Genomic DNA, 9016 nt, shown 5'->3' with positions numbered 1-9016 from the left:
ACGGGGCTGCGTGAGCCATGACATGGAAATCTCTGCGATAGGGAAAGTGTGTCGGTGTTCAGGCCACGGCGCGCGTACCAAACCGGTACGGCCAGTCCGTGATGCGGCCACGCTGCTTCGAGTGCAATACGCTCGCGGTGAACGAATGCATCGAGACATCGCGCGCGAGGTCGTGCGCCTGCACGGGGCACCACTGCGTCCACTGGTCCTTCCCGTCTTTCATTCTCGCCACCCCTTTTATGAGCGCGATCGGCCGATTATCAAAGTACGCATCTCATGCCGTCTATCAGAAATAGACGAATATTCCTCAATAATCGACAGATATTCGATTCGCATAACGAATGACTTTCCAGATGAGCGTGAATCCGGTAGTCACCGCGATTGCTCCAGCGTCGTGGCGGACGGTCCGAACGCACATAGATCGAGGTCGCGGCGCCCTACTTCCTCCATGCGCGTTCAGTCTTGAACTTGTTGGCGTAGTCGAGCTTGTCGTATATGCGTTCAAGAAATGCGGAGTTGATGACAAGAATATCGTCCGTAAGGAATCCTGTTTATGCACTTTTAAACACAAACGTGCAGATCCAGAACCCCTTCAATCATGGGATTGAATGCGTTGAGCAAGGAAATTGGGCCGTTTCTGATTGTTGAACCCAATGCTAGCCAGAACAATTCTGTCGATTGATTTGGCCGCCTTCAACTGGACAGGCCTCGATGCCCCGCTCTGCCGGCATCATCAAGAGCGCGCTTGCCAGCCGCCGTGAGGAGAAGCAATGTTAGAGGATTACGACGCGCTGTCCCGCAGCACGAAGACCCTGGTCCGTAAAGACTCTCAGGAGTGGAGACCCCACAAGTTACCCACAGTTTCTGGGCACAATCCTGTGGACAACCTGCGCACAGCCCAGTCAAGTGATTGATGCCACAAGGCTATCTTCTACCGGCTCAGTCGCGGGCAGCCCCCCTGCGCATCGCTCTTCCGAATGCCAACAGGCCGCCCGCGCCTATTCAAACCACGCTCATTGCACCACTTCCTTCCGCCGCAACGACTCCGGCAATCCGTACAACACGATCAACGCGCAAACCACACTCATCGCACCGATCACATACAGCGCCGGCGTGGTGCTCCCGGTCAGATCCATCACACGCCCCACCATGACCGGGCTGACGATCCCGCCAAGCTGTCCCAGCGTGTTGATCAACGCGATCCCGCCAGCCGCGCCTGCGCCCGTCAGGAGCTTGGGCGGCAGCGCCCAGAAGGCCGGAATCGACGCCACCACGCCTGCGCCCATCACGGCCAGCGCGACGACCAGCAAGCCTGTCTGCTTGTCGAAGAACCCCGCGGCAAAGAAGCCGATCGCCGACATCACAAGCAAGCCGAACACGAACTTGCGCCGCTCGCCGGTTGCATCGGACAGACGCCCCACCACCACCATGCAGATCGCCCCGCACACGTAAGGCACCGCGGTCAGCAAACCGATGAAGGTCGGGTTATGCGTGCCCGACACGCGAATCAGATGCGGCGCCCAGAAATTCAGCCCATACGACGCCACCTGAATCAAGAAGTAAACCAGTCCCAGCGTGAGAAAGCCGGGTGTCCTGATGGCCCCCATCAGTGAATGCCCCACGTCCTGATGGCGGCTCTGCTGCGCAATCTGCCCCGCCAGAAGAGTCTTCTCCGACGACGACAGCCAACCCGCATCCTCGATACGATCCTTCAGCAGCTTCAACACCATGATCCCGAGCACGACACAGGGCAAGCCGCCGAGCAGAAACAGCCAGTGCCAGCCCGGCATGCCCAGCACGCCGTTCATGTGCCCGATCACGAGGCCCGCGAGCGGCGCGCCGACCAGACCCGAGAACGCGGACGCGAGAAACAGCATCGACGTGATACGCCCGCGGTAGCTCGGCGGAAACCACAGCGTCAGGTAGTACAGCACGCCGGGCGCGAAGCCCGCTTCCATCGCGCCGATCACGAAACGCAGTCCGTAGAACTGCCATTCGTTGCTGACGAACACCATGGCCGCCGTCGCGAGGCCCCACGAAATCATGATCCGCGCGATCCAGCGCCGCGCGCCGACCTTATACAGAAACAGATTGCTCGGCACTTCGAACAGCACATAGCCGATCACGAACAGACTCGCGCCCAGACCATACGCGGTATCGGACAAGCCGAGATCGCTCTGCAACTGGAACTTCGCGAAGCTGATGTTGATGCGGTCAAAGAACGCGAACAGATAGCAGATCATGATGAGCGGCATCAGCCGCCACACAACTTTACGGATGATGGCCGCGACATCGTCCGCGCTGTGCTCACGGCTGTCGCTTGCGACTGCGCCCAGGTCACTCATGCTTGTCTCCAATGCCGGATTCGGCGAGGCCGTCCGGTCGTTTAATCAGTTGATGGTCAGGGAATGGTCAGATCTGTCGAACGTATTCAGGTACCGGATGCAGGTCGCAATTGCGGCCTGCCTTCGCCAGTTGCCCCGGTACGTCGTGGCCGAGCAAACCAGGCAAGCCGCGCGACAGCGCGATGAGCTTTGCCAGATCGATCGCGGTGGGGATGTCCATCTCGTCGCACAGATTCACGAGGTCTTCCGTGCAGATGTTGCCGGATGCGCCCGGCGCGAACGGGCAGCCGCCCAAGCCGCCCAGCGCCGCGTCGAAGCGGCGCGCGCCAGCTTCGTATGCAGCCAGCACGTTGGCGAGGCCCAGCCCGCGTGTGTTGTGAAAGTGCAGCGTGAGCGCCGCGGCCGGCAAGCGTTCGAGCATGCGCTTCACCAGCCGCGCCACCTGGCGCGGGTTTGCCATGCCGGTCGTGTCCGCGAGCGTGATGCCATCAATGCCCATCTCGCGATACGTATCGACAATGCCGACCACGCGGTCTTCGTCGATGCGTCCTTCGAACGGACAGCCGAACGCGGTCGCCACCGTCGCGTTCAGCAGCACGCCCGAACCCTTGACGTGCCGCACGATGTCGTCGAACGCCAGCAGCGACGACTCGCAACTCATGCGCATGTTGGCGCGGTTGTGGGTCTGGCTCGCGGACATCACGAGGTTCAGTTCGTCAGCACGCGCGGCGAGTGCACGCTCGGCGCCCTTCAGGTTCGGCACCAGCGCAACGTAGATCACGCCTCGCTGGCGCTCGATCTGCTGGAACACGGCCTCGCCGTCGCGCAGTGCCGGAATCGCTTTCGGCGACACGAACGAGCCGGCCTCGATGCGCGTGAAACCCGCGGTGGATAGCGCGTCGATCAGCGCGATCTTGTCGGCGGTCTCGACCCACGTAGGTTCGATCTGCAGGCCGTCGCGCGGGGACACTTCCTGCACGATCAGTTTGTCGAATGGGGTGTCATTGACGGTGCTCATTGCACGGCTCCTTCGCGGCGCAGCCGCTCGATGTCTTCGTTGGCGAATCCGAGTTCGGTTAGCACGCTGCCGGTGTGCTCGCCGAGCGACGGGCCTTGCCAACGCACTTCGCCCGGCGTGTCCGAGAGCTTCGGCACGATGCCCGGCATCTTCACCGACGCGCCGCCCGGCAATTGCGCTTGCAGCAACATGTCGCGCGCCTGGTAGTGCGGATCGGCGACGATGTCGGCCACCGAATAGATGCGGCCCGCCGGCACTTCGGCGCGTTCGAGCGTGGCCAGCACTTCGTCGATTGCGTGATGCGAGGTCCAGGCGCTGATCGCCTGATCGAGCAGCGCGCATTGCTTTACGCGGCCGTCGTTGTGCGCGAGCGCGGGGTCGTCGGCGAGGTCGGGGCGGCCGATCAGATACATGAGACGCTTGAAGATCGGATCGCTGTTGCCGGCAATCACCACATAGCCGTCGTCTTCGGTGCGATACGTGTTCGACGGCGCAATGCCCGGCAACGCGCCGCCGCTGCGCTCGCGCACGTGACCGAGCAGATCGTATTCCGGCACGAGGCTTTCCATCAGATTGAACACGCTCTCGACCAGCGATACGTCGACCACCTGGCCTTCGCCTTGGCCCGTCTTCACGCGCAGCAGCGACATCAGTGCGCCGATCACGCCATGCAGCGAAGCGAGCGAATCGCCGAGACTCACGCCGACGCGCGCCGGTGCGCCGTCCACTTCGCCGGTCGTATAGCGGATCCCGCCCATCGCTTCGCCGATCGCGCCGAAGCCCGGCCGGTCGCGATACGGGCCCGACTGACCGTAGCCGGAGATGCGGACCATCGTCAGTTTCGGGTTGATCGCGTGCAGCACGTCCCAGCCGAGGCCGAGCTTTTCGAGCGCGCCGGGACGCAGATTTTCGATCACCACGTCGGCTTCGGCGGCGAGTCGCTTGACGATCTCGACGCCGTCCGCGGACTTCAGATTCACGCACACGGACTTCTTGTTGCGCGATTGCAGGTACCACCAGAGCGAGGTGCCTTCATGCAGCTTGCGCCATTTGCGAAGGGGGTCGCCGGTTTCGGGCGCTTCGATCTTGACGACGTCGGCGCCGAACTCGGCCATGAGGCGCGCGGCAAACGGCGCCGCGATGAGGGTTCCGATCTCGACGACGCGAATACCTTGAAGGGGTCCACCCATGATGCTGTCTCCGAAGCTGGTTTCGTGTTGGAAGACAGCTTAGGAGCGGCGCGGCGGCGGCGTCCAACCGCAATTCGCCAACGACCGTTCGCGAACGGCGAACGCTCAGCGCCTGGCGGCGGCCGGCGGAGCTTTTGGGGGTGCGTTGGCGGCTTCGGCGGCTTCCGCTGCCTCGATCGAGCGCAGATGGTCGAACAACAGGCGGCTCACCGGCGAAAGCGCATCGACATCGCGCACCACCAGCACGAGGCTGCGCTCGGACCAATCGTCCTCGAGCGGCGCGCCGGCCAGTCCGAGCGGCGCACCCATCAACTGAAACACCTTGCGCGGCAGCACGCCGACACCCATGCCAGCTTGCACCATCCGGCACACCGCGTCGAACCCCGGCACATGGATGCGCAAGCGCAGCGGCTTGCCGGCCTGGCGTGCGGCGAGGTGAGTGCGGGCGTTGATCGAACTCGCGGCATGCAAGCCGACATGATCGCCGTCCAGCGTTTCGGCGAAGGCGACACTCGCGCGCCCCGCCAACGGATGATCGTCGCGCATCACGAGCACCAGCGAGTCGTGCCGATAGTGCGTGACGTGCAGGTCGTGCGTGTCGGCGTCGCCGGAACAGATGCCGAGATCGACGAGGCTGTCGTCGACGGCTTCGACCACGCCGCCGCTCGGCCGCTCTTCGAGGTCGAGCTTGACGCGCTCGTGTTGCAACTGGAACGCGCGCAAATCCTCGGGCAGAAATTCGACGATCGCCGACAGATTGGCCATCATCCGCACGTAGCCGCGCACGCCGCTCGCATGGCCGGCCAGTTCGATGCCGATGTTCTCGATGTCGCGCATCACGCGGCGCGCGTGATGCAGCAGCGTTTCACCCGCCGGCGTCAGCGTCATGCCGCGCGCGTTACGCTGAAACAGCGTGGCGCCGACCGCCTGTTCGAGTTCGAGCAGACGCTTGCTCGCGGCGGACACGGCAATTGCCTCGCGCTCGGCGGCACGCGTGAGCGTGCCTTCTTCGTAGACGGCGAGAAAGAGCTGGAGCGTGGTGAGGTCGAGCCTTCGGAGAAGGTTTTTGATTACCATAGCGGGCGCCGCGTTGTGTGCGATCCATCTATTCTGACGCCAGATGCGCAAAATTGGGCGACGCGCTGTCAATCGCTCAATCGTTGCGCAACGAGCCAGATTCCGGTTCCGGTTCCGGTAGCGCGCACGCGTTGCGTGGCTTCGCGCGCCGTCATGCCATCGGGAATCTGGAGGCCTGCGATCGAGGTCATGGGATGTGCCCCGTGCCGGATCCGAATGAACCGGACGCGCTATCCTCGCGACTTCAAAGCGCGTTTGGTATGCTGGTCCGTAGCGCTTCTCATACGGTTCAGGCGTCGCGTCCAATGAAGTCAAGTATTGGTCAACGCACCGCTACGGACCGTCGATCGCTGCCACACGCACCGCGTCGACTGCTGCGACGCGCGGATTCCGTCCCTCGTCAAAGGAAGTGTTTCAATGCCCACCGTCGCGATCGCGATCTTCCCCGGCGTGCAAGCGCTCGATGTCGCCGGTCCCGTCGATGTCTTTTCCGAAGCCAATCTGTTCATTGCGCGTGAGCAGCACTACGAGGTCAAACTGCTCAGCGCCGAATCCGCGCCGCTGCGCGCGTCGAACGGTATGGCGCTGATCGCCGACGCCACGTTCAGCGACGCACGCGAGCCATTCGATCTCGCGCTGGTCGCGGGCGGCCCCGCGCTCCCCCACAACCACGCGCCCGATGCGCGCCTGCTCGACTGGCTCACGAACGTCGCCGCGGGCTGCGGCCGCTATGGCTCGATCTGCACCGGCGCGTTCGCGCTCGGCCACGCGGGCTTGCTCGACGCGCACAACGTCACGACGCACTGGCAGCATGCGGCTCAACTGGCCGCGCAATTTCCGCACGCGCGTGTCGATTTCGATCGCATCTATCTACGCGACGGGCCGCTCGTCACGTCGGCGGGCGTGACGGCCGGCATTGATCTGTCGCTCGCGCTGGTCGCCGCGGATCACGGTCCGCACACCGCGCTGGCCGTCGCCAAGCGGCTGGTGGTGTTCGCGCAGCGCCAGGGCGGCCAGTCGCAATTCAGCCCCTACCTCACGGCGCCCGCCGACGACACCTCGCCGGTCGCCAGAGTCCAGGCGCACGTCATGGAACGGATCAGCGAGAGCTTCACCGTGAAGCAACTGGCCGATGTCGCGGGCATGAGCGCACGGAACTTCGCGCGCGTGTTCGTGCAGGAGACAGGCGTGACGCCGCACGAATTCATCGAGCGGGCGCGTGTGGATGCGGCGCGCAAGCTGCTCGAAAGCAGCGGCGCGGCGCTCAAGGCCGTTGCATACGATTGCGGCTTCGGCACCGCGGACCGCATGCGCATCGTGTTCAGCAAGCGGATCGGCGTGACACCCATGCAGTATCGCGAGCGCTTTCGCTCGACCTGAAAGCGCCCCGCAAACAAACCGGCATGAGAGCGCCGCTGCGCGCATGAAACGCTGCGTGAGAAAATGTCGGCCTTCGCAAGCCAACGCTCACAAGGACCGACATGACTTCCACTTCTCCGATCCGCGCGATCGTCACCGGCCACACGCGCGGCCTCGGCGCGGCGCTCGCCGAACAACTGCTCGCGCGCAACGTCGCGGTGCTGGGCTTGTCCCGCTCGCGTCACGCGACGCTCAACACGCGCTTCGCGGCCCAGTTCGAAGAAATCGAACTCGAACTGGTCGACCCCACGCGCGTCGCGCAATGGATCGCGACCGATGCGCTGCGCTCGTTCGTCAGCGGCGCGCAAACGGTCGTGCTGTTCAACAACGCGGGGATGGTGCAGCCCATTGGGCCGATCGAAGGGCAGGACGCGGCGGCCATCGCGAGCGCGGTGAGCCTGAACGTGGCCACGCCGCTGATGCTGGCAAGCGCGGTCGCCAGCGCCGCCGCCGATGCGAGCGACCGGCGCATCGTGCACATTTCCAGCGGTGCGGGCCGCAATGCTTACCCTGGCTGGAGCATCTACTGCGCGACCAAGGCCGCGCTCGATCATCACGCGCGTGCCGTCTCGCTCGATGCGAATCGCGCGCTGCGTATCTGCAGTCTCGCGCCGGGCGTGATCGATACGAACATGCAGGCGGAGATTCGCGGCAGCGGCGAAGAGCAGTTTCCGATGCGCGCGAAATTCGAAGAACTCAAGCGCAACGGGCAGTTGTCGTCGCCGGAACAGTGCGCGGCTCAACTGATCGACTACGCGCTTGGCGATGCGTTCGGACACACGCCGGTGGCCGACATTCGCGAGATCGCAAAGCCCGTTTGATGGTCGTGGAGGCGTTATCGGCGGCTCCCGAAAAGCCTCACCTTTGACACGAAGCGGTGCGGGTTCGACGCAAGGCAGCCACCGGATTACTCCCGAAAACGCTCACCTTTCGAACTTGGGGGCACAGCGCAAAGGCATGCTGGGCTTGGCGCAGAAGGTTCGGATCGGGCTACTCCCGCAAACTCTCACCTTTTAACGCTGGCGGGGTAGTCTGCATACCCAGGTAAGAGGTTGCAGGTCGGTGGGATTCGCGCGTTGAAGAAAGCGCGCGGGGCATGAGCCGCACGCAGACGCAGTAGCCGACGCAATCGCGCCACTCGCTTGCGTTGCGCTGTCTGTGTGCTGGACCACGTTACCGCGGGTTATGTGAGCCGTGAGCACATACGTGTGCGAGATCGTCGCCGGCATGTCCGCAGGCGAAGGGTGAGGCGCAACGAAGCATACGCACTCACGTATCGATCATCGCGACCTTGCTCCCGAATATCCTCACCTTTCGCGCAAACAGGATGCTGCGCAAGCGTGGCCGCGCTCATTAAGTCGATCGATTTACCCCTGAAATCAAGGGATTTCGACAAACATCGCGCAGCGCAACGGCACTTCGAAAACATCTCGGGCGCCACTCCCGAAAACCCTCACCTTTGCCGAGCCGAGCCGAGCCGAGCCGAGCCGAGCCGAGCCGAGCCGAGCCGAGCCGAGCCGAGCCGAGCCGAGCCGAGCCGAGCCGAGCCGAGCCGAGCCGAGCCCGAGCCCGAGCCCGAGCCGCTTAGCCCGCCAGCTTACGGAACGTTTCCAGCACCGCATCACCCTTGAACGGCTTGACGATCCAGCCTTTGACACCCGCCGCCTTGCCGCGCTCCTTCATCGCCGGACTGCTCTCGGTCGTCAGCATGATGACGTTGACGGTCTTGTTCGCCAGCTCGCCGCGAATCTTCTCGACCATCGTCAAGCCGTCCATGTTCGGCATGTTGACATCGCTGATCACCAGCTTGATGCCGGGACTGGCCTTCACTTTGGCGAGACCGTCCTTGCCGTCCACCGCCGTATCGACGTCCAGACCGTTCCTCTTCAGAAAGCCGGCCACTTCGTCGCGCACCGTGCTCGAATCATCCACCACCAGAATTTTCGACATGTTGTTTCCTTTGACAC

9 protein-coding genes are annotated in these 9016 nt (G+C 63.6%); 2 read left to right on the top strand and 7 right to left on the bottom strand.

Going from position 1 to position 9016, the window contains the following annotated elements; genetic code table 11:
- Positions 1–58 precede the first annotated feature (58 nt).
- From PQR02_RS32905 to PQR02_RS32880, 6 genes are all read right to left on the bottom strand, one after another.
- Positions 59–223, bottom strand: a complete 165-nt coding sequence (locus PQR02_RS32905) for a hypothetical protein (protein ID WP_408241588.1) — start codon at positions 221–223, stop codon at positions 59–61.
- A 790-nt stretch (positions 224–1013) separates the two neighbouring features.
- Positions 1014–2345, bottom strand: a complete 1332-nt coding sequence (locus PQR02_RS32900; protein ID WP_408241585.1) for an MFS transporter — start codon at positions 2343–2345, stop codon at positions 1014–1016.
- 67 nt (positions 2346–2412) lie between these two features.
- Positions 2413–3363, bottom strand: coding sequence for a hydroxymethylglutaryl-CoA lyase (locus PQR02_RS32895; protein ID WP_408241582.1), 951 nt, complete (start codon positions 3361–3363; stop codon positions 2413–2415).
- Positions 3360–4553, bottom strand: a complete 1194-nt coding sequence (locus PQR02_RS32890; RefSeq protein ID WP_408241579.1) for a CaiB/BaiF CoA transferase family protein — start codon at positions 4551–4553, stop codon at positions 3360–3362. The genes PQR02_RS32895 and PQR02_RS32890 overlap by 4 nt, the downstream gene beginning before the upstream one ends.
- Positions 4554–4658: 105 nt before the next feature.
- Positions 4659–5630 (bottom strand): LysR family transcriptional regulator, encoded by a 972-nt coding sequence (locus tag PQR02_RS32885; RefSeq protein WP_408241576.1) that lies wholly within the window; start codon positions 5628–5630, stop codon positions 4659–4661.
- Between the two features lie 68 nt (positions 5631–5698).
- Positions 5699–5821 carry a hypothetical protein gene (locus PQR02_RS32880; protein ID WP_408241573.1) on the bottom strand — a complete coding sequence of 41 codons (123 nt, stop codon included), beginning with the start codon at positions 5819–5821 and terminating at the stop codon, positions 5699–5701.
- Between the two features lie 226 nt (positions 5822–6047).
- On the opposite strand from PQR02_RS32880, the gene PQR02_RS32875 reads away from it, so the two are divergent.
- Entirely contained in the window at positions 6048–7010 is a 963-nt protein-coding gene (locus tag PQR02_RS32875) for a GlxA family transcriptional regulator (RefSeq protein ID WP_408241570.1), read from the top strand.
- Positions 7011–7111: 101 nt separating this feature from the next.
- Positions 7112–7870 (top strand): SDR family oxidoreductase, encoded by a 759-nt coding sequence (locus tag PQR02_RS32870; RefSeq protein WP_408241567.1) that lies wholly within the window; start codon positions 7112–7114, stop codon positions 7868–7870.
- Between the two features lie 763 nt (positions 7871–8633).
- Here the strand turns inward: PQR02_RS32870 and PQR02_RS32865 are convergent.
- Positions 8634–8999, bottom strand: a complete 366-nt coding sequence (locus PQR02_RS32865; RefSeq protein ID WP_408241564.1) for a response regulator — start codon at positions 8997–8999, stop codon at positions 8634–8636.
- Positions 9000–9016: the final 17 nt, after the last annotated feature.

The organism is Paraburkholderia sediminicola (genome assembly GCF_046026895.1).
GTDB lineage: Bacteria > Pseudomonadota > Gammaproteobacteria > Burkholderiales > Burkholderiaceae > Paraburkholderia > Paraburkholderia sediminicola_C.
The sequence above is the reverse complement of the archived record's forward strand: the minus strand, read 5'-3'. Positions and strand labels throughout refer to the sequence as shown.

Excerpts from the sequence above, each read along its gene's own strand:
- PQR02_RS32895 (WP_408241582.1), bottom strand. The coding sequence starts at position 3,363 with ATGAGCACCGTCAATGACACCCCATTCGACAAACTGATCGTGCAGGAA.
- PQR02_RS32875 (WP_408241570.1), top strand. The coding sequence starts at position 6,048 with ATGCCCACCGTCGCGATCGCGATCTTCCCCGGCGTGCAAGCGCTCGAT.
- PQR02_RS32870 (WP_408241567.1), top strand. The coding sequence starts at position 7,112 with ATGACTTCCACTTCTCCGATCCGCGCGATCGTCACCGGCCACACGCGC.
- PQR02_RS32900 (WP_408241585.1), bottom strand. The coding sequence starts at position 2,345 with ATGAGTGACCTGGGCGCAGTCGCAAGCGACAGCCGTGAGCACAGCGCG.
- PQR02_RS32885 (WP_408241576.1), bottom strand. The coding sequence starts at position 5,630 with ATGGTAATCAAAAACCTTCTCCGAAGGCTCGACCTCACCACGCTCCAG.
- PQR02_RS32890 (WP_408241579.1), bottom strand. The coding sequence starts at position 4,553 with ATGGGTGGACCCCTTCAAGGTATTCGCGTCGTCGAGATCGGAACCCTC.
- PQR02_RS32865 (WP_408241564.1), bottom strand. The coding sequence starts at position 8,999 with ATGTCGAAAATTCTGGTGGTGGATGATTCGAGCACGGTGCGCGACGAA.
- PQR02_RS32905 (WP_408241588.1), bottom strand. The coding sequence starts at position 223 with ATGAAAGACGGGAAGGACCAGTGGACGCAGTGGTGCCCCGTGCAGGCG.
- PQR02_RS32880 (WP_408241573.1), bottom strand. The coding sequence starts at position 5,821 with ATGACCTCGATCGCAGGCCTCCAGATTCCCGATGGCATGACGGCGCGC.